The 22,798-nt window shown below is 53.4% G+C and carries 20 protein-coding genes and 1 tRNA gene; 14 read left to right on the top strand and 7 right to left on the bottom strand.

Features of this window, described 5'->3' with window-relative positions; genetic code table 11:
- Window positions 1–8 precede the first annotated feature (8 nt).
- Window positions 9–512: a chemotaxis protein CheX gene (locus PLIM_RS22390; RefSeq protein ID WP_013109087.1), complete on the bottom strand. Its 504-nt coding sequence runs from the start codon at window positions 510–512 to the stop codon at window positions 9–11.
- A 361-nt stretch (window positions 513–873) separates the two neighbouring features.
- On the opposite strand from PLIM_RS22390, the gene PLIM_RS04280 reads away from it, so the two are divergent.
- The 4 genes from PLIM_RS04280 to PLIM_RS22385 all read left to right on the top strand — a co-directional run bounded on the left by PLIM_RS04280 (window position 874) and on the right by PLIM_RS22385 (window position 5,109).
- Window positions 874–1,884, top strand: coding sequence for a cytochrome-c peroxidase (locus PLIM_RS04280; protein ID WP_013109086.1), 1,011 nt, complete (start codon window positions 874–876; stop codon window positions 1,882–1,884).
- Between the two features lie 284 nt (window positions 1,885–2,168).
- Entirely contained in the window at window positions 2,169–3,404 is a 1,236-nt protein-coding gene (locus PLIM_RS24520; protein ID WP_013109085.1) for a hypothetical protein, read from the top strand.
- 338 nt (window positions 3,405–3,742) lie between these two features.
- The gene (locus PLIM_RS04270; RefSeq protein ID WP_013109084.1) at window positions 3,743–4,285 is read left to right on the top strand and encodes a peroxiredoxin; all 543 of its coding nucleotides are present in this window, start codon (window positions 3,743–3,745) and stop codon (window positions 4,283–4,285) included.
- Window positions 4,286–4,467: 182 nt separating this feature from the next.
- Window positions 4,468–5,109, top strand: coding sequence for a carboxymuconolactone decarboxylase family protein (locus tag PLIM_RS22385; RefSeq protein WP_052301486.1), 642 nt, complete (start codon window positions 4,468–4,470; stop codon window positions 5,107–5,109).
- Window positions 5,110–5,166: 57 nt separating this feature from the next.
- Here the strand turns inward: PLIM_RS22385 and PLIM_RS04260 are convergent, their stop codons facing one another.
- On the bottom strand, window positions 5,167–6,159 hold the full coding sequence (locus PLIM_RS04260) for a vWA domain-containing protein (protein ID WP_013109082.1): 993 nt from the start codon (window positions 6,157–6,159) through the stop codon (window positions 5,167–5,169).
- 278 nt (window positions 6,160–6,437) lie between these two features.
- Between PLIM_RS04260 and PLIM_RS04255 the strand changes: the two genes are divergently transcribed.
- Window positions 6,438–7,706 (top strand): DUF6263 family protein, encoded by a 1,269-nt coding sequence (locus tag PLIM_RS04255; RefSeq protein WP_041401105.1) that lies wholly within the window; start codon window positions 6,438–6,440, stop codon window positions 7,704–7,706.
- Between the two features lie 87 nt (window positions 7,707–7,793).
- Here the strand turns inward: PLIM_RS04255 and PLIM_RS04250 are convergent, their stop codons facing one another.
- The 4 genes from PLIM_RS04250 to PLIM_RS04235 form a co-directional block, all read right to left on the bottom strand.
- Window positions 7,794–8,600, bottom strand: a complete 807-nt coding sequence (locus PLIM_RS04250; RefSeq protein ID WP_013109080.1) for a dioxygenase family protein — start codon at window positions 8,598–8,600, stop codon at window positions 7,794–7,796.
- A gap of 125 nt (window positions 8,601–8,725) precedes the next feature.
- A complete protein-coding gene (locus PLIM_RS04245) occupies window positions 8,726–9,739 on the bottom strand; it encodes an aldo/keto reductase (RefSeq protein WP_013109079.1) in 1,014 nt (337 codons plus the stop codon).
- A 75-nt stretch (window positions 9,740–9,814) separates the two neighbouring features.
- Window positions 9,815–10,522: a hypothetical protein gene (locus PLIM_RS04240; protein ID WP_013109078.1), complete on the bottom strand. Its 708-nt coding sequence runs from the start codon at window positions 10,520–10,522 to the stop codon at window positions 9,815–9,817.
- Entirely contained in the window at window positions 10,519–11,220 is a 702-nt protein-coding gene (locus PLIM_RS04235) for a MotA/TolQ/ExbB proton channel family protein (RefSeq protein ID WP_013109077.1), read from the bottom strand. Before PLIM_RS04235 ends, PLIM_RS04240 begins: the two co-directional genes overlap by 4 nt.
- Window positions 11,221–11,415: 195 nt before the next feature.
- Here PLIM_RS04235 and PLIM_RS04225 point away from each other — a divergent pair, with 195 nt between their 5' ends.
- The 6 genes from PLIM_RS04225 to PLIM_RS04195 all read left to right on the top strand — a co-directional run bounded on the left by PLIM_RS04225 (window position 11,416) and on the right by PLIM_RS04195 (window position 19,572).
- A complete protein-coding gene (locus PLIM_RS04225) occupies window positions 11,416–12,714 on the top strand; it encodes an MFS transporter (RefSeq protein ID WP_148226966.1) in 1,299 nt (432 codons plus the stop codon).
- Between the two features lie 470 nt (window positions 12,715–13,184).
- Window positions 13,185–13,358 (top strand): Flp family type IVb pilin, encoded by a 174-nt coding sequence (locus PLIM_RS04220; RefSeq protein ID WP_013109074.1) that lies wholly within the window; start codon window positions 13,185–13,187, stop codon window positions 13,356–13,358.
- A gap of 625 nt (window positions 13,359–13,983) precedes the next feature.
- Window positions 13,984–14,535, top strand: coding sequence for an A24 family peptidase (locus PLIM_RS04210; RefSeq protein WP_013109072.1), 552 nt, complete (start codon window positions 13,984–13,986; stop codon window positions 14,533–14,535).
- Window positions 14,536–14,947: 412 nt separating this feature from the next.
- A complete protein-coding gene (gene cpaB / locus PLIM_RS04205) occupies window positions 14,948–16,114 on the top strand; it encodes a Flp pilus assembly protein CpaB (RefSeq protein ID WP_196349526.1) in 1,167 nt (388 codons plus the stop codon).
- 214 nt (window positions 16,115–16,328) lie between these two features.
- The gene (locus tag PLIM_RS04200; RefSeq protein ID WP_013109070.1) at window positions 16,329–18,197 is read left to right on the top strand and encodes a type II and III secretion system protein family protein; all 1,869 of its coding nucleotides are present in this window, start codon (window positions 16,329–16,331) and stop codon (window positions 18,195–18,197) included.
- A gap of 154 nt (window positions 18,198–18,351) precedes the next feature.
- Window positions 18,352–19,572 (top strand): nucleotide-binding protein, encoded by a 1,221-nt coding sequence (locus PLIM_RS04195; RefSeq protein ID WP_013109069.1) that lies wholly within the window; start codon window positions 18,352–18,354, stop codon window positions 19,570–19,572.
- Between the two features lie 209 nt (window positions 19,573–19,781).
- On the opposite strand, the gene PLIM_RS22380 is transcribed toward PLIM_RS04195, so the two are convergent.
- Entirely contained in the window at window positions 19,782–20,390 is a 609-nt protein-coding gene (locus tag PLIM_RS22380) for an FxsA family protein (RefSeq protein ID WP_052301485.1), read from the bottom strand.
- A gap of 143 nt (window positions 20,391–20,533) precedes the next feature.
- On the opposite strand from PLIM_RS22380, the gene PLIM_RS04185 reads away from it, so the two are divergent.
- The 3 genes from PLIM_RS04185 to PLIM_RS04175 all read left to right on the top strand — a co-directional run bounded on the left by PLIM_RS04185 (window position 20,534) and on the right by PLIM_RS04175 (window position 22,661).
- Window positions 20,534–21,499, top strand: a complete 966-nt coding sequence (locus tag PLIM_RS04185) for a nucleoside hydrolase (protein WP_013109067.1) — start codon at window positions 20,534–20,536, stop codon at window positions 21,497–21,499.
- Between the two features lie 60 nt (window positions 21,500–21,559).
- Window positions 21,560–21,644, top strand: a tRNA-Leu gene (locus tag PLIM_RS04180).
- Window positions 21,645–22,265: 621 nt separating this feature from the next.
- The gene (locus PLIM_RS04175) at window positions 22,266–22,661 is read left to right on the top strand and encodes a hypothetical protein (RefSeq protein ID WP_013109066.1); all 396 of its coding nucleotides are present in this window, start codon (window positions 22,266–22,268) and stop codon (window positions 22,659–22,661) included.
- Window positions 22,662–22,798: the final 137 nt, after the last annotated feature.

Genomic DNA, 22,798 nt, shown 5'->3' with positions numbered 1-22,798 from the left:
TGTTCGCCTCAGCGGATGACAGGCACAGTCATCCTCGCGGGTACTGTTTGGCCGCGATTGGGCTGCGCAATCATGGAAAAATCGATCGTTAAAGGTCCCCATTTGGAATAGAGCGGCACTCGTACAACGGGTGTGCCGCTGAATCGCACCATGTGCAGTCGATCTTTGAGCACTGTCGGCAGCCCCAGTGACAGTTGATGAGCGGCCAGTTCTGACTTCGCCTGTCCGGCGATAATGTTGACCATTTCGCCAATGGCATCGAAGACCTCTGTGTTGACTTCGCGAATTTTTTCTTCGCGCATCGTGCTGGCAGCAGCAATCGCAAGGTGATTGCTGAGATTCAAAGCGATCGTCCCGACGATACCGCCACGAATCTCGATGACACCGGTCACCCCACTATAGGGTCTGCGAGGAGCCAATCCTGGTTTCCCCAGATCCAGAGGTGATCTGAGCATCTGAGCAAACAGAGATGTGGCAGCGCGTATGATGGGATTAACAAAGCGAACGTCCACGCGAATTCCCCAGGATTTGCCAGGTTGACAGACGAGATCGTCCCACATGCAGCGGGTATTGATTTGGACACACTGCTGGCATGAGTCCACAGGACTGCCACTCAGTCGAAGTTCAGATCTTCACCAGCCTGTTCAAAACCTACACGCTCAATTCCATCAGGCGGTCGCTGGTTCCGACGGCACCCACGCTTCGTGGGATTTTCAGGTGTTTCACCTACGTCGAATTTCAGTAAAATCAATGGCGAGCTATTCAATTGCCTTCCAGAACTAATAAAGTGCTCATCGCGATGAATGCACTCGATTGATGGGGAATGCGTCAAGACGGTATAGTATAAATACTATGCTTAAAGGAGATTGAGCCATGATGCAGCAACGTAGTTTAGGGGTTTTGACATTGATTCTGGCCTGCGGGCTTTCCATTCATGGTCCATCGACTCATCTGGCAGTCGCGAACAATGGCCCCTGGCCACTCCCTCAAGTGACTTCACCAGCCAACAATCCTTCGACGCCAGAAAAAGTCGAACTGGGTCGGCAACTCTTCTTCGACCCCCGGCTTTCGAAAACTCAGGAAGTCTCTTGCGCCAGTTGCCATAATCCGGAAAAAGGGTACAGCGACGGTGAGTCCAACTCTCAAGGGATTGGCGGCCAGCGTGGAAATCGGAATTCCCCTTCGATCATTAACAGCGCGTACCACAAGTTTCAGTTCTGGGATGGACGCTCCAAGACTCTCGAAGAGCAAGCCCTGGGACCCATGCAGAACCCGATTGAAATGGGGATGACACTCGATGAACTCGTTAAACGTCTGAATGAAGTGCCGGGGTATCGTGCTCAGTTCCAGAAAGTTTTTGGGACGGATGTCACTGCGGAAAACATGGCTAAGGCGATTGCCGCTTTTGAAAGAACTATTGTTTCCAACAACTCGCCTTATGACCGTTTTGTTGCCGGCGATACGACAAACTGGAACCCGACGCTCGAACTGGGGCGGGCTCTCTTCTTCGGAAAAGCCAATTGCAGTGCCTGCCACAGCGGAGCCAACCTGACTGATAACGCCTTCCATAACATCGGTATTGGCAGCCAGGATGCGGGTCGTGCTGCGATCTCCAAGCTGGAAGCCGATCAGGGGGCCTTCAAAACTCCGACAGTAAGAGAAGTTGCTCGTACTGCTCCCTACATGCATGATGGCAGTCTCAAGACACTCGAAGAAGTGGTCGAGCATTACAACAAAGGGGGCACTCCCAACGATTACCTCGATGAAGAAATCTTCCCGCTCAAGTTGACGGACGCAGAAAAAGCGGCTCTGGTCATCTTCATGCGGGAAGGGTTATCCAGCCCGGATCTTCCTATTATCACCAAGCCCGAACTCCCCCAATAACCGCCCGACAAGCCAGACAACCTCAACAGGCTCGATACCGCAGTAACTTCTTACGCACCTAACCGCTTTGCTTTCGCCACCATATCGAGTTAGCATCGTAAGTCTGAAGGAGACAATTCGATCAGTTGCCAGACACAATCTGGCTCGATTCGAGTTGTTGGAACGAAGCAGCAGGCGGCTCACTCGGAAGAATCCCTTCGAATCATGACCGCAAGTTGAATATCTTCGAAATGGAATGCCACAACAGGACGAACCAGACCTTATTTAGATGAGAGGAACGAGGGATGCGTTTCTGGATGAATGAACTCCCATCGGCACGAAGTTTGGCTTCAGCATTGCTGGTTTCAGCAATCACAATGACCTCAATCAGTGCTCAGGAAACTCCTGCACCCGCAGAAGCCCCGAAGGCTGAAGCTCCCAAAGCCGAAGCACCACAGGTCGAGGCTCCCAAGGTCGAAGAAGCCAAGGCTGATACCCCAAAGGTCGACGTTAAGCCCGAACAGGCCAAGCCTGAATCAGGCAAGCCTGAAGAAACCAAACCAGCTGAAACCAAACCAGCGGAAGCTCCTGCAGCACCCAAGACCGTAGAACTGGTCGAGCACCTGGATAACCCCACGGGCGTCGCCATTCATGGTGGAAATGGCCACGTTTTCATCGTCTCCAAGCAGGGTGTCTTTCGACTGGTTCAAGGGAAACCTCACAAGATCTTCCTCGAAGTCGAAGGCTTCCCGACAGATGTCTACGGCAAAGGCCCCAAGTACGATATCGGGCCATTGGGTGTCGCCTTGCTGGGGACTGACAAGCTGATTGTGGCAGATGGCAGCCGCCCTGATGGTGAAGAGCTTGTTCGAATCTACAAGATCGAAGACAAAACTCCCGGCCCTCCCCGCAAAGAAACCGATGCGGAATTCACCGTGGGCCCCATCGCCCCTGGAGATGCCAGCCCCAAAGGTGAAGGCAATTTTTACGGCGTTGCAGTCATTGGAAACAGCTTTTACGTCACGGCCAATGGCAACGATGCCAAAGGCTGGGTCGCCCGTTCTGTCATCACCGACGGCAAGCCAGGCAACCTCGAACCATGGCTCGCGACTAAAGAAGCAGTCAATGTTGATGCCCCGATCGCAGCCACTGTCACACCTGATGGAAAAGAACTCGTCATCAGTCAAGGTGGCGAAGTCAACGTCGCCGGCGATTCACTCGTGACGTTCTACAATCCAGAAGACGGCAAACTGCTCAAGAACTACAAGACAGGTTTGCACGATATTACCGGTTTGGCTTACGCCCCCAATGGCAAACTTTACGCTGTCGATTTTGCCTGGCCAGATCCCACACAGGGCGGGCTTTTTGAACTCGTGATCGAAGGCGAAGAGATCAAGCCCAAAAAGGTGCTTTCACTCGATCGACCGACAGCCCTGGCTTTCGATAAAGATGGCAACGCCTATGTGACTGTCTTCGGTCTCGGTAAAGAGACTGGCGATAAGCCCAAAGGTGGCCTGCTCAAGATCCCGGCAGGTTTCTAACTGAACAGCGAATTGATAGCAGCCAGTTGATTCCGCAAAGCATCTGAACTGGCTGGAAATTCACACGCTTAACCCTGGAAACTCTCCGTTTTCCAGGGTTAATTTGTTGACGAATCGCCTCCATGATCAGATTCCGGCGGGCGACACTCATAGGGAAAACCTATCGAAGGCATTGTCTCCGCAGGGTTTGTCTGCCATCCTTGGCAGGCTATACTTAGTTCAGTCAGCACAGGCAGTATCCAGTGACTGATTGGCCAAATGATCAACCATTCAGCCAATTTGAGTCTGCACTCAATCGGTTTTGAATGATTTCGTGTTCTTACAAGGTGGAATTGATAATGACTGCTCGCGTTGGTAAGCCTGCTCCAGACTTCTCGGTTCAAGCCTATGACCGTACCAAAGACAATACCGATGCCCAGTTCACCAAGGTGAGTCTGGCTGATCTTCGTGGGAAGTGGGTTTGCCTCTACTTCTATCCACTCGATTTCACATTTGTCTGCCCGACGGAAATTGTCGCTTTCGACAATGCGGTCGGCGACTTTACTGATCGCGATTGCGTACTCCTCACAGCCAGCACAGACAGCGTGTTCTCTCACAAAGGCTGGTGCGATAGCCATAAAGACCTGGCAACCCTCAAGCATCTGATGCTCGCCGACACGGCTCACACGCTCTCAACGGCTTATGGCGTCCTCGACGAAGAGCAGGGCATTGCCTATCGCGGCATTTTCCTGATCGACCCCACTGGTACCGTCCGCTGGCTCGCCGTTCACGATCTCTCCGTGGGCCGCAGTGTGGAAGAAGTTCTGCGAGTCCTCGATGCGCTCCAGACAGACAAGCTTTGCCCCTGCAACTGGAAAAAAGGTGAGTCAACACTCAACTAGTTCCTTATCAGTTGGTGTCGGTACATCAGTCTCGATCTTCCGGCAGGAAGATTCTCACATCGTACGAATACAGCCCTGGAACGTTCGGACTTCGAGCGTTCCCAGTGGCTGTTTTCTTTACTCGACAGCGCTCCAACCATCTCATATCGAGCGTTTATTCCCACATCTTTTTGACAGGAATCATGATGCATCCTTACTGGCCTGCACGCACACCAGCAGAAATTGATGAGAAAGCCCAGCAGACGTTATCCAGGCTGGCCGAAGTCTTCGGGACAGATTCCATCCCGGAGTTCTTTCATCACATGGCCATCGTGCCGTCATTCGTCAATGACTACTACATGAACTTCAAGAAGTTCTGCTATACCCAGGGCAAACTCAGCCTCAAAGACAAAGCCTTGATTGGACTGGCAGTCAGCCATACAGCCGGTGTGAAGTCGATGACGGAATTTTTTGCCCAGCGTCTGCGAAACCTGGTCGAAGGGAGTGAATCGGCCCAATCTCAGTTCGTCGCCGATGCTCTTGCCGTTCAAGCCACCTGTGCGATGTACAACGTCTTCTTCAAATTTCGCGATTTAAGTGGCAGTGATCTTTTCAGTGGCATGCCCGTGGGACTCAGAGCCCATACGTTTGCCGGCACCAGCCTGACAGATACTGAAGTCGAGTTGATCAACATCACCGTCAGTGATGTCAATGGCTGCAAACCTTGCACGGAAGGACATGTGGCCAAAGCCCGTCAACTGGGTCTGGCCGACGAAGCCATTCTCGAAGCGATTCAATGTGCTGCCACCGTTTACGCTGGTTGCCAGTTTGCGAAAGCACTCTGATTGGCGTCATCGAAGCCAACGGAAAACAGACAAATTACACCACTCCAAAGAATGCCGCTAAGGAACAAATGAAAACTCGCCTCGATTGCGGTCCGAAATCTGCTTCAACACGGCCTCTGCAGCAGGTTCACCGAGAGCGATCGTGTGAATTTGAATCCGATCCTGCTGCAGCTTGAACAAATCCTGTTGAATGACAGGATGGAAAGAACCGTCACTGAGCAGATAGATCATTTCGGGTTGCATCTTCAAAGCCACTCCAAGAGCTTCACGTGGATCGGTACCGCCGGACATCGTCATGGATGACGCGACCCACTTCAGCACTTTCACTTTGTTTTCCTGAGAGGCTACCACCATGGCCTCTCCCGGCATGGCAAAGGCTCGATCACTGAAGAAGACAATTGAAAACTCGGTCTCTTCAGGCAATGCCTCAACAGCCTGCACCAGTTCCAACTGCACACGCTGAAATCGAGTGGCAGGGACCCCCGTGCGATAATATGTTGGTGGGTGAGGTGCATTCATGCTCAACGAGCAATCCACCACATAAACAACCTTTCGAGCAGATGAACTCCGCGTAAAAATCCCCTGCCCGGCTGCACCGCGGCCAGAGCCTTTCCCGACGCCCTTTCCATTTCCACTTCCCCCTGTCCGATTTTTGCCACTGGCTTTGATATTCCTCGCAGGTTTTGCCACGGCGCCAGGCACAGCGGGTTGCAATTCCAGCAGCATCGCAGGGTTGGTTTCAAGGAAGAGTTCATCGACCATACTCAAGCGATCTTCGGCCAAGAGGACTTCCGCAGATCCTCCCTGGTCCATGCGGGTCTGGGCTTTTGTCAGAGGATCAACTTCAACCTCTTCCAGGACAGAAACGATGGCAGACAGCGGCTCCTGTCGTGATTCCTGATCAGCCCACACGGTGGTCAAAAGCGGATGATCGGGCAGCTCTTTTGAATGAAAGACGATGAAGCTGAGCAAAACCAGCAGAGCCGCATGCAAAGACGCCGAAACGATCATTCCTCGAAAGGAAGCGGATGACATGAGGCGTTTGACCATGGCAGTCTCCCGGCAACTTGCTTGCCAGATCGAATTGGGCCGACACTAACATCCTGCCTTGTCACTGACCGGATTTCCACGAGAATCTGCCTTCTCCAACTCCCGGTTGTTCAAGCTACTCTTCCTTAAATCGCCATTTCGCTGATAATCTCTGGATGCGGTAATCACTGCCAGAGGATCTCAAGGAATTGTCGCACTACGCTATATTGCAACAAAGCGTTTCCACAGAACAATTTAAGTCTATTCCATCTCAGACAGGATGTCGGCAGAACATGGGAATGACATCTCCTGAATTCCGTATTCTCAGCGCCAGACTTTTCCAGAATTGGGGTTGGTTTGGCTGTTTTCTCACAATCGTCATTTTCATGGCTGGCTGTGACTCATCGGGAAGCGACGAGACTTCCGATCTGGAGCTGGATTTTGGCGATTCTTCCGAAGTCGCCAAAGACATGGGAATGTCTACTGGCAGCCAGACGAATGCTACAGACTTATCGAATGGAATTGCGCAAGCACCCGCAGCACCGGCACTGGCATCCGAAAAACTCGAATTACGCGTCAAAGTGGGCGATCGTTTTCCACTACTAAAGACGGTCGATCAACGTGTCTCACAGGGAACACCTTCGCAGGTGGTGGGGACGAGCCGACTGGAACTTCAACTCGTCCTGCAAGTGGATGAGATTCAGGCTGATCGAACGCGTTTCTCAGTGCAGTATCACCGCGTTCAATTTCAGCAGAATCTCGGTGGCAAGTCGATCAGTTACAACTCCGCTGAGAACGCAGCGGCGATCCCCCAGGAAGCGGTGGCTTATGCCGGTCTCCCTGGCAATGGATTTGGCTTCTGGCTGGGGCCTGACCGCCGGGTAGCGGAAGTTCTGGGCTTCGAAGAATTTGTACAACGCTGTGTGGCACATGTTCCTGCGGAACGCAAGGCGCATGTGATTGGTCAATTGGCGGTGCTGCCTCACGATGAAGGTGTTGCAAACTTTATTGATAACTCAATTGGACTCCTGCCCGCTCGCGGAGCCCAGGAAGTGATTGTCGGTTCCACCTGGGTGTTACCACCCAAACGAACCGACGGCCCGATTCCACTGACATTGGAAACTCGCTGCCTGGTCAAAGACCTGGGCCCTCGCGAAGTCGTGATCGATGTTGTCGGCGCCTATGCCCCATCATCGGCTCAATATGGCCCTCAAGGGATCAAGGTTTCTGTGCGAGGTGGACGACAGGCGGGCGATTGCCGGGTGGATCGTGCGACGGGCCTGCCCACAAGTTCCCGGCTGACAAGTGTGCTGGATATGCTCGTCCAGACTGCCGATGGCCGGGAAATGCAGCAGGTCAAGGAAACCATCACCAGCATTCAGTCATTCCCGGATCAGTCCTCTCTGCAGGCTCAATCTCAGTTGGCGAATCCAATGTCGAGCAGCCCATCCCTGGGGATGAATACGATCCTGCAGACAGGTCATGCCCAACCGACAACCTCTGCACCAGCCGGGGCTGCCACCCAGCCACCGATGTCGAACTCTTCCGGCTGGCCACGCGACCGTTAACTTCTTGATGACCTCAACAAACGAAAACACGTTGCAGCACTTCAAGAGATCATCATTCTCGAAGTGCCGCAACGCGCGTGATGCCTGTTACTCTTCAGTGGAACCCGAAGGTGGCACATTGGGCCGTTGCGGCCTTCCACCTGGCCCACCGGCACCACCGGGTGGACGACCGCCACGCGGGCCACCCGGCCCGCGGCCACCGCCGGATGCCATTTCCGATTTAGCAATCCCGTGGACCTGATGATCGTCTTCGGGTGTCCGGCCCAGAACCATGTCAAACTTCGCCGCGAGTTCACCAATCGGCGAATTGGGGATCTTCTCGAAATCTGCCAGCAACAGGTTTCGCTCTGCTTCAGACTTCAATCCACGAAAGACACCATCCCGCTCATTCTGCGGGTGTCCCTTTATCAGGAGTTGAGTCGTGAGCACCCTCTTCCCACCCAGACTGACACCAAAGTGAATGTGCGGAGTTCGCCCAGGATAAGGAACTGGCCTCACCGTGCGGAAGTAATAGCTCCCGTCACTCGCTGTCAGAAAGCGACCATATCCCTGAAAATTCTTGTCAAAACTGGCATGCCGGCTGTCTCCGGTATGCAGATAAGCCCCGTTCCCATCGACCTGCCAGATCTCAATGAACGCATTACGGATGGGCTCACCCGTAGAACTCAGCAATTTCCCCGAAAGATGAGTAATCTCGCCCACAGCAGGAGTGATCTGGTTATTCACCACGAGCAGATCGTTATCGGTATCCAGCGGTAAATGATCCGGATAAAACGGCCCCTCCGTGAGTGCCGGTGTTCGCATTAACTCTTCTGCAAAAACACCAGAAACGTTGATTGCCGCAGCAAAGCCAGCGGCCCTTAAGAATGACCGACGACTCACAAGATAGCTCATGCTGTTTTCTCCATGGCCAGACAACGACGTAAGGAAAGCCCGTGTTCAACACTCTCATTGAACACTCATCTCACCAGAAGTCGCCAAAATTCAGGACGAATTCAGACAAAACCTCTGGTTTGCCGTTACTCAGTCGCCCAGGGGCTGGCTGGCAATTCGATACTGCTGGTCCACGCGTCAATCTGCTGAAGTTCTTCACGGGTGAAGCTGAGTTTTTTTACACACTCGACATTTTCCAGAATCTGCTGCGGCGAGCTGGCGCCAATCAGTGCTGTCGTCACTCGGTTGTCTCTCAAGACCCATGACAGTGCCATTTGAGCCAATGTCTGGCCACGTTGCTTCGCCAGTTCTGCCAGCTTGCGAACAACCTCGATCACTTCTGGCCGTAGATCTCCTTCACGCAAGAGGGAACCCGTTACTGTCGCGCGCGACCCTGCCGGAATGCCATTCAGATATTTATCCGTCAGCAACCCCTGATAAAGCGGGCAAAAGGCGATCACACCCATGCCGTGTAATCCCGTGACATTCAGTAACCGCTTTTCAATCCAGCGGTTGAGCAGGGAATAATTGGGTTGATGAATGATCAGCGGTTGAAAGCCTTTAGCAGCACACGTCTGAATGGCAGCAATCGACTGATCCGAAGTGTAACTGCTGATCCCGGTATACAGAGCTTTCCCTTGTTTTACAGCCGTTTCCAGGGCACCCATCGTTTCTTCAAGGGGAGTCTCGCTGTCAAATCGATGGCTGTAGAAGATGTCGACATAATCCATGCCCAGCCGTTTTAACGATTGATCCAGACTCGCGAGCAGATATTTGCGGGAACCATATTCGCCATAGGGCCCAGGCCACATCAGGTAGCCCGCTTTCGAAGAGACAATAATCTCATCGCGAGGAAGCTCGCGTAGTAACTTGCCGACATTTTCTTCGGCTGAACCCGGCGGCGGGCCGTAATTGTTGGCCAGATCGAAGTGCGTGATCCCCGCATCGAAGGCGGTGTGAATCATCGCCCGCTGATTAGCCGTGGGCGCACTCCCGCCAAAGTTATGCCAGCAACCCAAAGTAATCGCCGGAAGTTTGAGGCCCCATTTCCCACATTTGCGATAAGGCATCCGGCCATCATATCGATTATCGTCTGACATGCTTCTCACCTGTTGTCTATGGCTCTGGTCATCATTCGTGCTGGCTGATAAGTCAAACTCGTCATGCCGTGGGAATCAAGGCACTTGCGGAAGACGATCAGTATCGCTGCGATAACCCAGCGTGGCCCGCTCAATTCGAGACCTCGTCCCGGCATCTTTCTGCATCCGCTCAGCCGCCAGTTCCAACCCCTGTTCCATCACCTGGCGATCACCGAACCTGGCATCACCCCACGTTAACAACATGACGACGAGACTCTTGGGCTGATCAACGGTTTTAGAAAGCGCAAAGAGATCCTGTGCGACTTGTTCAGCCGTCGTGACGCGAAACTCAACTGTCGGCAAGCCCCGGCCGGTATCGACACGCACAATTCCATTGGCTGCCAGATGAAGCTGCCATAAGTCGATCCGTTTTCGCATCTCGTCGTGTGTCTGAAAATGTCGCACCAATCGAGTTCGCAGCAGCTGTACTTCAGCCTGTGCACCGGCAACACCTTGGTTTTGAGTGATTCCAGGTGGCTGCTTATCGAGCAGTTTCAGCAGTTCTTGAGGATCTTGCTGAAAGACTCGCTCGATAACGCCCATCAATCGCTCGATCTCCTGTCGCGATAATGAGGCTTCGGTCGAGCGTCTCCAGAGTTCCTGCTCCAGCGATTGTCTCTCAGCAGCCATCGTGGAACGAAGTTCTTCTTCCTGCACACGCATCTCGAGATACTGTGCGAACATCACAATCAGCAGCAGATCCAGCAGTGATGTGAGTTGAAACACCAGTCGATGCGGCTTCATGGTGCCAACCTCGTCGTTTCAACGGGCCTTGTCTGGTGATCCCCGCCATTCCCGGCGGGAACAATGGCCAGTTCTCGGCGAGCCATCGCGACGGTTTCACGAGCAAAAGTTCGATTCTCTGCCAACCGCCGAAATTTCGTTTCGAACAAACTGTTGATAAACATCAGCAGAATAGCCGCCAATAGCCCGGCAAAAGTGGACCAGATCGAATTGCCAAAGAACTGCACAATGGCCTGAATCGTTTGCCGTCCATCTTCACCCGGCGATTGTTGCAGTGCACAACCAATGGCAATGATTGTGCCCAGAACACCCGCCATCGGATAAGCCTCAATCATCGACCGGGCGACGTTATAAAGAGTCTCGAAGCTTTGCGACTGCAGGTAGCGGCGGTGTTCATCCAGCGTCACTAAACGATCCAGCAATAACCGACGTTCTGTTTTTCGCAGCGGATTTTCCAAGACGTCGCGAACATCCGCCAGAAAGGCATCGATCTGATCAGAAAGACTCGAGTAAGGCTCCAGCACACTGCGATGATCCAACCCGCGTGTGAAGCGTTCAAACTCGGCAGAGATTCTCTTCAAATCGCGATTGGCCCAGACCCACAGATACAGAAAGATCAGCACATGGACGACGGCAGCTCCGGCAATCACCGGAGTGGTCAGCCGGGAAATCTCTTCCAGCAACTCCATCGAAAACATATTCAGGCCTTATCGAAAGTCCCAGCGACAGCAAGGTATCGGAAATCGATGTTGATCCAGTCGTATTGGAACTGCCACAGTTTAAGCTCACCTGACATCGGATTCGAGTCGCAACCTGAGATCAAGACAATTTGGATCGCCCCCTGCCTACTAAAAATCAAATTTGAGTTTGCCCGCTGATCGAGGAATGGATTCTTGAAAGCCACATTGCCCATGCCTGCAGGACTTTCCATCAGAATCGCCCTGACATCCTTCCTCTGGCAGGCAGGCAGCACGTTGACCAGTGGTGTCTTCTTTAACTGGTTCGTTCAGGAAGCGGGTGCGAAGGGCTGGATGCTGGGTTTATTGCTCGCTCTGCCCGATTTATGCGGTTTAGCCGGACTGTATGCGAGGCCGCTACTTCAGAGTGGCTGGGGTCGCCGTCATCTCTGGTGGTTTTCAACCGTTGTCTCCCGGCTGTTCTTCGTCTGCATCCCAGGGATTGCGCTGTTGCATCACGACTTTCCTGATCCTCAGACGGCACTCTGGCTGATCATTCTGGCCATCTCTTTAGCCAGTATCTTTCAGGGGATTGCCTTTGCTGCCTGGAGTGACTGGATCAGTCTACTCGCTGCGCCACCACTTTGGGGAAGGACTCTCGCGATACGTTCCATGGCGATGATTGCCACACAACTGCTGCTGCCATTCATCGCAGCGGCGATTCGCGATTTTGCACAGTCACAGGCCCGCATGACTGGCTCCAATCAATTGCTGATTATGGTCTATGCAGGAATTTTTCTCACAGGTGTCCTGCTGCAATTGGCTTCTCTTCTTCCCATGCTCGCTCTGCCTGAAGTCTCATTGGCCCAGGTTCGAAGAAGCACGGGGCTGTGGGCCACTTTACGCGAATCGTTTCAACAGCCGGGGTATGGCTGGCTGATTGCTCATGCGTGGTGTCTGGGAGCAGCGAACGGGTTAACTCAGGCTGTTCTGGCGCAGTATCAGTATCAGATCCTCAAAATGTCGATTCTCCCCATGCAGGCCATGTTCTCTCTCATGTACTTGATTCAACTGCCAGCCTCCTGGCAGGGAGGGCAATTCTCTTCCAGACAACGAGAAGGATTTGTGCTGACTTTCGGAACAGCGATCACTGCCAGTTCGATGCTCTTTTTCTACTTTTCATCGCCGCAATTCTGGTGGATGATTGGCGGTGCGTATGTCGCGTGGGGAGCCTTTGGCGCAGTGAACGTAGCCGGCCCCCACATGGCGCTACGATTAAGCCCCGAGGGTGACCGCAGTGCCTCATTTGCCGTCTTTCGATTAGGTGCTGGTATGGCCGCTGGCCTTTCTGGCATTGCCGGAGCCTGGTGGTTGAGCTGGCTGTTAGAAGCATCAACACCCGAAAACGCCATGGCGGCTTATCAGACGTTGTTTCTGGCTTCGCTGGCAGGGCGCTGCCTGGCGTCTTTACTCGCCTGCGGAACCTGGTGCTCTCAAAAACATCGCGAGGGTTGAAAAGTGACTCTCCAATGGCAGTCGCAGATGCTCCTCAGAACTCCGTGACCTGCTGCAGATCCATTCATCGAAAATGAACCATTGCGATGGTGATGTTGCGGAAATGATTCGCCTGGCGCACCTTTTCGCAACTTGATTCAAACTGGCCCTGAGCTCGTTTCTGATTTGCCACATCACCGGCACGACCCGGCAAGGCAACGAGATCCTCAAAATTTTTCTACAAGCAGCAATTTGACTCATCGTAAATGTGACCTAGCTTTCTGGTGAAGCCCTTCAGCGAGGCCAACAACAACCCTCGATGAAGCGGTCGTACGAAATGCAAATGCCAGCAACCACGAACAGATTGCCGTCTGGGTTACTGAAATTTGCGAGCCTGTATGTGGATCGGGAATCAGGGACTGCAACTCCGGTGGTAGCAGCGGGTTCTTGACACATGCTGGTCACAGTCATCATTCAGAGGGTGTGTCGAAATGCAGATTATCAACAGCGTCAAGAAGTTCCTGGTTTCTGAAGATGGTCCAACAGCCGTTGAATACGCGGTCATGCTGGCCCTGATCGTGATCGTTTGCCTCACAGCTGTGCAGGCCATCGGCACCAACGCCGCTGCCAAGTTCCAGAACGTCGCCGATACTCTCGCGACATAGTCTGGGCTGATTCTGAAAATTCCATAGCCGCCGCAAGACAAACCAGTCGTGCGGCGGCTTTTGGAGCATTGATGCGGGCTTCACTCACGAAATTTCAGTTTACGAAACGGATTGGTTTATGTTTCCCTTTTGGATCGAATTTGCCGCCAACGGTGTCGCCGAGCTGATCACTGCGACTTTTGCGGGTCTGATGGTGGCTGTCACCTTACTGCTGGGCAGATAGCAAACATTCAGCTAATTCACCTTCTTGCCACTCCCTGGAGTGTCACGACGAAGGACGTGTTACCGATTTCAGCCAGTCGCCAGAATGACGCCATTTGTCATTCCGGCGTCTGGCTGTCTGTTTTTAATGTTTTTTCGATCGATTCGACTGAAACGTTTCTTCCATCATGTGGAAGCAGAGGCCAGGAAACTTTTGGCCATCGCAAGACATGCAGCATTCTCATGGCCCGGAAATCCGGTCTGGAAAAAAGAATTCTCAAGAATTTCTTCCGTCGCCTTTGCGAAACATGACCTAGATTCCCAGTGAAACGGCCTTATCTGGAAGGCCGAAATCGGACTTTTCGTTGCTGGCTGAACTCCTCCTCACCAGCCCAATTGCCCCTCAAATGAAAGGTTATGGATCATGGACTGGCAGAGTTTTCTCATGCAGCATTGGGATGTCAAATTTGTTTCTCTGGTGCTCATTCTTGCTGCCTGGATCGACGGTAAAGAATTGCGAGTTCCTAACTGGATTACTTTCCCCATGGTGCTCAGCGGCCTGATTTATGGCTTCGTCATGGGCGGCTGGGCCGGTCTGGGTGATTCACTGATTGGTATGGTTGTCGGCCTGGCCTGCCTGCTGCCACTTTACGCAGTGGGTGGTATGGGTGCTGGTGACGTGAAGCTCATGGCGGGCATGGGAGCCTGGCTGGGTGCAGCCATTACGTGGCAAGCCTTTATGGTCTCTGTCGTTGTCGGTGCGATTATGGCCATCATCATGGCCTGCTATCGCAAAGATCTGCATAAGCACGTCGGTCAGGCCATGTTGATCTGGACCGAATGGACGACCATTCGCGATCCACGCAAGCTGTCAGAAATTGCAGCCGAACGTAAGCCCCGGATGCTGCTGTTGCCCTACGGAATTCCCATCTGCATTGGATCGATTGCTTACTTTGTCTATGCCGGTCTGATCTAAAGCCAGTTTCTCGATGGATTCGAAAATCACAGTCAGAATTTATTGCAGACTCTGCTCTCACCGGCAGAGTCTGCCTGCTTTGGAATCTTGAGAAGTTTCGCAGATCGATCACGCCGATTGCACAAAATCATTTGCCAGAAGATCACTGATTTTCTGCAGAGTTCGCCATAGCAGCATCTGCGGCATAACTCGTTCAATCGTTCTGACGGTTGCAGGCGTCAAAGAGTGAAGAGTCTGCCATTTCTTGACCGATCAATGCTGATAGCGTCCATTCCGCCTCGCCGCGGAGGGCTCTTTGTATCGAGTCAGGAATCTTTCGACCTGTCCTGAGAATGTGACCTATGCTGAATGTTAGTGACAATTCAGCCTCGTTCTCTCGACCAGAGATTCCACTCGGAGTGGTACTATGAAAATGAAACCCATGATTCTCATGCTGGTGGCTGTGGCCTGCGGGCTGATTGCCATGATGGGAGTTCAACAGACATTAGGCAGTCGTTCCGGAGAAGGCTCCGGGCCGAAAATCAAGGTGCTCGTGGCTCGCAAAGAGGTTCAGGCAGGGACTCCTCTGGATGAAACCTGCGTGGGCTTTAAACTGGTCTCGAAAAGTGAAGCTCCTGATGACGTCATCAGCAGCAAAGAAGAATACGATAAGCGGGCTCCTCGTGTGAAACTCTACGAGGGCCAGTATGTTCTCAAGAAACAATTGGGAAACAAGGGCGAATACGGCGCTTCAATGGAGATTCCGCCAGGCATGCGCGTGGTGACTGTACCTGTCACTGCCACCATGACGCACAGCGGTTTGCTCTCCCCGGGCGACCGTGTCGATGTGCAAGTTACCTATTCCTACACGCGTCCCAAGTACGGCAAGACATTCAAAACTCGCACAGTCCTCCAATATATCGAGGTCTGGGCGACAGATTCCGTTCGCATGGGAACGGAAGCCGCTAAAGAAGATTCCTCTCAATCCAAGAACGTTTCCTTGCTGGTTTACCCAGGCCAGGGAGCCTTGCTGCAACTCGCACAGGAAAAGGGAACTCTCCACCTGCTCTTGCGAGGCCGCAACGATAAAGCTCCTGCCGAGCAGACTGGTGATCTCGATGAAAACGCCCTCGATCGCAAGTTAGCAGAACTGTTTGATGAACCTGAAGATCAAGAACCTGCCACAACTCCACAAAGTGTGGCCAGCAGTCTCCCCGCATCGCCATCTCCAACACCAGCAATGCCTCAGCCATCGTTCGCTGATTTTCTGAATTCCAGCACCGATGAAACCGCACCAGTGGTCGAACCACCGCCTCCACCAAAACCAACCTGGAAAGTTGAAATTTTTAATGGCGACAAAAAACAAGTCGCTGAATTTGAACTGCCAGAAAGCCCAGAGACTCTCACCCCCTCGACCAGAGCTCAAAACCAGCCAACCAAAGGTGGCTGGTTAGGAATGCTGGGCCTGGGAAAATCGAAATCTCAAACAACGACCAGGAAAACCAATTCGGTATCCACACCCGAAAATCGTACGGATCGCATCAAGTCACCCGAAGATTCACCTTCGGCGATGCAATCTTCAGACGCTATGAAAAGATAAACCAACAACTTCAGTCATGATGAACCAAGACTTAAATCTCGCTCAGCACGACTGAATACATAAGAAGATTTTCACTTCGCGGGCCATGCGAAAATAGTCAGTGAGTGCGTACCTGAGTTCTAACGATCATCTCCTGATCTTGAATCACCAGGTCGCCATGAAACGAGATCAATTGTTTTTCAATCGTTCGACGGATTGAACGAGAGGTGCAGGGATGCAGGTCAGAATTCACACTCACCGCTGGCGTGCAGCACTGGTTTGGGGACTTTGCCTCTGCCAGTCCTTTCTTTCCTATCCAGGGCTCACTTCGTCCTCTGGAATGGCCTTCGCACAGAACGGCAATGCTCCCGTCGCCGGAGAAGTCGTTCAGATCACGGCATCGCGAACAAAGCTCGAAATTGCCGAGCGCTTTGCCCGCGTTGTCCAATTCCCGCGCAAAATTCTGCGTGTTGATGGATTTGATCCGGCAGTTCTCAGTGTGACTGCTCTCGCCCACGATCAGCTTCGAGTGCAAGGAATCACCGAAGGAATCACCACCATGGTGATCACCGACGAAAATGGAGCGATCACCACCATCGATGTCATGGTGGCGGGCGATGCTCGATTACTGCAAGCGGTCCTGAGCCGCGAATACCCCAATACCTCCGTCACCGTCACCAAGCTGAAAGACAACGTCCTTTTGCGTGGCTGGGTCGTCGAACCACAACAAATCACCGAGATCGTAGATATCGCCAAGCTCTATTATCCTAACGTCTTGAATCAGATGAAGATGGGTGGCCCGCAACAGGTTCAACTCCGCTGTAAAGTGATGGAAGTTCAACGATCCAAGCTGCGTTCACTGGGCCTCAATTTCACTTATCTGGGCCGTAATGTCGCCTTTTCGAGTACCCCGGGTGCGATCTCTCCCCTGGATGCATTCACCGTACCGATTGGCGGGCCGCCAGGTGTTGGTCTGGCTCAGTCGGGTTTTCGTAACGCGACCATGTCATTAGGAATTGTGGGTGACGACTTTGCTTTCGGTGGTCTTCTCGAAGCACTTCGCGAAGAAGGCTTGCTCAAAATCCAGGCCGAACCAACCATCGTCACCCGCAGTGGCGAACCAGCCAAAATTGTCAGTGGTGGCGAATTCCCCATCCCGGTTCCTCAAGGTTTAGGAACCATTGCCATCGAATGGCGAGAATTCGGCGTCAGGCTCGAATCAGTCCCGATGATTCTTTCACCCAATCGTCTGAAACAAACCATCATTGCTGAAGTGAGCGAAAGAGACCTCACCAACGCTGTCACACTCAACAGCACCACAGTTCCCGGCTTGACCAAACGAACTGTCGAAACTCAAGTCGAAATGAACTTCGGTCAAACACTGGCCATCGGTGGTCTGATTTCCTCCCGCAAAACCGCACAAACATCGAAGATCCCCTTCCTGGGCGAACTTCCCTACGTGGGGGCCGCATTCCGCCGCGTGAATTACGATGAAGCCGAAACCGAACTCCTCGTGCTGATCACTCCCGAGTTTGTCAGTGCCATGGATCCTGCTCAGGTTCCCGACAGGCTGCCCGGTACCGCATCGGCAGTTCCTACAGATCGCGAACTCTTCGGCCAAGGGATCATCGAAGTTCCTAACTATGGCGATCCCTGCCCCAATTGTGGGCCTCGTGGTGGATCGTCCACACCATCCGGTGTGACAGGTTCAGGCCTCTCGCCAATTCCTGCAGATTATCCATTGCCACCTGCCGCACCAGGTCTGATTACTCCTGGCGGGCCATTGCCACCACCACCATCTCCCGGAATCAGCAATCCCGGTGCTGGCCAGCCATCAGCACCATGGCCAACAGAACGATCCACGCCTGCACCACAAGAATTTGTACCTCCGATCAGTCCGCCAACTGGCTCACCAGGAGATATCCCGGCTCCTCCCGGGGTGACTCGCAATCGCAACAACTCCACAGGTCAATCCGTTGCCGGAAGTTCGAAGTTCAGCGGGCCTCGCACTCCAGCGACGGGTCGATCGGATGTCGAACAAGCGGGAAGCCGAAATCCAGCCTCTGGCGGTTTGATTCAACCAGTTTCAGGAACTCGTCCATAGACAAAAAACATCGTAGGGCAACATCAGTTTCCTGGAGGAGGATTTCTGATTCAGCCTTGAACGCATCACTCAATTTCCAGGGTCAGCATTCACTTCACAAGATCGTTGGGCCGGTTATTCCTGCTGGCATAGCTCGAAACCGGATGGTTGTATCATGAAAAACGTTATTCGACTCGCACTTGTCGATCCGCATGACAGTTCGAGGAATGCGCTCAAAACGCTCCTCCTGGGCATCGACATGGTCTGGCTCGAAGCCGAGTGCTCAAAGTACGAGTTCTTTGCCGACGTCATCATGCAGACCCAGCCGAACATTGCACTGATTGCCCTCGATTCCAATCCCCAGAAAGGTCTCGATCTCGTCAGCCGGATCTCGACAGAACTTCCCACCACACAGGTGCTGGTCATCAGCAGTTCCACCGAAGGTTCGCTGATTTTGCAGGCCATGCGAAATGGGGCCCGGGAATTCCTGAATGCTCCACTTAAGCTGGATGATTTCCTCGCTGCCATCGACCGAATTCAACAGGCCGGCGGTGTCCGCACCAGTGAAGGCACAGTGCGCAGCAGCCAGGTCATCGCCGTCGCTGGGGTCTCCGGCGGGATTGGCTGCACTTCATTGGCAGTCAATCTGGGTTGTGCACTGGCCAGTCAGCCTTCTGCCAGTGTAGCAATCATCGATCTCGATCTGGCTCTGGGAGATGCCGACGTCTGGCTCGACATCATTCCCGATTACACCATTCAAGATGTCGCCGATAACATCAGTCGGCTCGATTACGCACTCCTTAAACGATCGCTCACCAAGCACGAATGCGGCGCTTTCCTGCTCCCCAGGCCCGTCCAGTTGGATGATCGTATCTCGATCTCTCCCGAAGTCTTGCGGCGAGTGATTGCTCTGCTCAAGGCGACTTTTACGCATCTGGTGGTCGATATCAGTAAGAGCTACGGCCCTTCCGATCTGGCCGCTCTTGAAGTCGCGGACATGATCCTGCTCACCACTCAGCTCGATCTTCCCAGCTTGCGAAATACAGTGCGTCTGCTGCAATTCTTCAGTAATCACGAAGGACTTTCCGAAAAGACCCGCATTGTCGTCAATCGCATTGGTCTCGAAGACAGCCAGATCAGCCTGACCAAAGCTCTCGAAACACTGGGGCGGGAAGTCTTCGCTCAGATTCCGAACGATTACGCAGTGATGGTCGAAGCCCGCAACAATGGCGTGCCACTCATCATTCAATCTCCCAAGTCGCGCTTAACCAAGAGCTTCATTCAACTCGCCCAGCAACTGATTGAAAAACCGCAGGCGAGTGAAGAAAAACCCGATGAAAGCAAGAAGCCGCGTAAAGGCCTCTTCAGCTTTCTCAGCACTGCGAAATCGACTTAAGCAGTCCACATGACAGCAATCGCTCTTACGAAGAGCGTGGTCGATCTGTCGTCCGGGGGGACAATTGAGACAGATCGTCTGCGCTCTTCGTCTTTTGAAAATGTTGTCCGCATTCCAATTTGAAACAGGGTGCTGTGTGCCATGCTTGCAGCTCAGGGCAAGCATGCTCCCTTCGATCCGCAACGCGCGATCTCAAGCTGCAATTTGAATTAGCGATCTTCACCCGACTTACGCACCCATTCGGCTTCAATGATCTCCGGCCCGCCGGGTCTTGCCGAACCGCCTTCATGGGCAGCCGCTGGATGAGGATGGAGGCGAGGCTGTTCTGTTCCCTGGCCTTCGAAGTCTGCCGCATCTGTCATCCGTGGGCCCGCTTGCCAGACCGTGCTCTGGTAAACCTGAAAGCCTGATCCTCCAAAAGCACTTCCTGCCGAACGGAAAACTGTGCTCCCTTGCGGCCAGACCCAGTAGTTGAACAGCTTGACCATCGGTCGGCGCGTCAGCGGAAAGAGCAGGAGCGCTGCGAACACATCGGTCAGTGGCCCGGGAAAGATCAACAGCACTCCCGCCAGAAAAATCGCCGCCGCATCTGAGACATGCCCGGCCGGAAGCTCCCGGTTTCGAGCCGCCATCTGCAATTGCACAGACACCCGGCGCAGTTCAAACTGCAGCAGAGAAATCCCCGCCACAATCGCCAGCACCACCCACGCTACTGTGGCCAATGCGCCAATCTGCTGACCAAGCTTGATCAGCAGATATAGCTCAATCAGTGGCAATACAAGAAAGATCAGGCCAAATCGGGCAAGCAACACAACCATCCTCTCTGATTCATCTCCACTCGATCTCTTTCGAGGATCAGCGATGAACTCTCAAAATGACTCGACTCTCTCGGCGTTCTCTCGCATTATAATGAGGACGTAGACTTTCTGCTGATGGATCAGAGAATCTGAGAGATCTTGCCATGAATCCAATCCGCTTGCTGATCGATGCCGATCCCGGCTTAGGCGATGCCCTCGCCATTGCCATCGCTCTGAAAGATCCCCGGCTCGATGTCGTCGGTCTCACCGCCGTCGGCAGTTTTATTTCTGCAAAACAGGCCGCGGTCAATCTGCAGGAACTGGTCACCATCATCGATCCTCAGCGCTGGCCTCGACTGGGCGTACAACTGACCGATGCTCACGAATCGACAGCCAGTGTCCCGTCGCAGCATCTGGCCCATTATCGCCAGCTCAATGGAGAGAATGGCATGGCCGACTGGCCTTGCCGGAATGTCGATGCGGCTCATCCCAAAGAAGCGGCCAAGGTCATCATTGAACTTTCCCGCGCTTACCCTCAGGAACTGGTGATTCTCAGCCTTGGCCCGCTGACCAACATCAGCCTGGCTGCCGAGAAAGACCCGGAACTGCTGATGCGACTCAAAGGTCTGGTCATTTCTGGCGGTACTCTCGAAGGTCCCGGCAACATCACTCCCGCTGCTGATTTCAACATTTATCACGATCCCCTGGCCGCCCGCTCGGTTCTGAAATCGGCCTGTACCAAAACGCTGGTTCCCTTTGATGCCTCGCAAAAAGTGGGGATCTCTTTTGGTCTCCTCGACCGCCTGCCCATCGAACACATGGGGCGCTTTGGCGAGTGGCTGCAGACGATCGTTCCCTTCGCACTGCGCAGTCATCATCAATTCCAGGGGATGGAATCGTGGCGATTGCCCGAACTCGTCGCACTCGCCGCGGTGGTGAAACCAGAGTTCTTCCAGCACCTCACGTTAGCAGTGGATGTCGAAACCGATGCCCACCTGACGCGGGGAATGACCATTTTCGACCGCCGCAGCCCCCCCGTCTGGCGACCCAATGTTGAAGTTCTTAAAGATCCGGAAGTGCAAGGGATTCTCGACGATTTCATGTCTGTCTTGAGAAGCACTGTGGTGTAGACTTGCATTCTCGCGGCAGGTCATTAATCATTCGTGTATCGGCAGGCTCTTTGGGCTGTCGCCGGAGTGGCGGAATGGCAGACGCACCGGATTCAAAATCCGGCGAGGTTCACCCCTCGTGTGGGTTCGACTCCCACCTCCGGCAATTGCAGTGCTGGCTGACAGTTGACCTTGAAAAACAAAACCCCTTCGCTGCGATCAACTCGCCGAAGGGGTTTTTCGTTTGAAGGACAATTTGGCTGGCACACCGGATCCAAAATCCGGCTATGTGCCGTGCCTGTGTGCGGCACCCTACAACACTGTCAATCATTCGTGAAAGGGTGGCCAGGCCAACTCGTGGCCGGGTGCCGCAGGCACAAGAAGCCCCACCCTCCGCGTGTCCCGCGGCCAAAGCCCTTCTCGCAGGAGTGACCCAGACGCCGCTCTGGAGGTCTAGGTGCCGTAAGGTACAGGAAAGCCAACGAGAAAGACGCTGCGTGCTCACATTGCCGGCCAGTTTCCGCAAAAGTGACCCGACCGCCGCATAGCGAGCAAGAAGCATCGAACCTTGGAACTCGCTCGATTCCCCTGAGTCTGTGCCGATAAGTCCTGATGCGAGAAAAACGGTTGGCCATCATCTGTTGATTGGCGTTACAATTCGTGTTTGTCGTGCCCGTTCACCAACACAGACTTGAATAGCCCGAGCTTATGGCATATGCGGTCTGCTGTTGTGCAAGGTTTCGTGTTTCATTGAAACTTAGCGGATTCATCAGGAGAGTTAATCACAATGTGGCGTTCGTTTGCCGTGTTAGGTGTGATGATGATCTCTGGCTGTGGGCCGAGTGCCTACGAACGCACCTTGTCTGTTCTCAATACAGAGGCCGATCGCTGGGAAGGCGGTAAAGACTTTAACACATCGGCCATGGACAGTTACGGTCGCCCATTGTCCACATCGATTGAGAAAGGGGTCCTCAACTACACACTTGAGGTGAGGTCCAACGGCCCGGACGGCCTCCCCAAAAACTCTGACGACATTGTCGTCACCCGCTCCAAACGGCACGGGGAGAGTTCCGTCGCTGAAGAGGCGAAAAAAGTGACGGAAGGCGTTGCTGGTGGTGCTGCAAGTGGCGCGATCAAAGGCATAAAAAAGGGCCTCGGCCTGGGCCGCGAGGAAAAAAAATAGCCAGCCTCAGTGGAATGCCGTTTCCAAAGATGTTCGTCGAGACGCTTCACCAACATAAATTCCAACGGCTCGACGCTACGGCAGTCGCTGTCTGTTGTAATGAATGGTTTCCTGTTCTGACGAACCCAGACGCCCAA

It is taken from the genome of Planctopirus limnophila DSM 3776, assembly GCF_000092105.1.
In the GTDB taxonomy this organism is placed as follows: domain Bacteria; phylum Planctomycetota; class Planctomycetia; order Planctomycetales; family Planctomycetaceae; genus Planctopirus; species Planctopirus limnophila.
The sequence above is the reverse complement of the archived record's forward strand: the minus strand, read 5'-3'. Positions and strand labels throughout refer to the sequence as shown.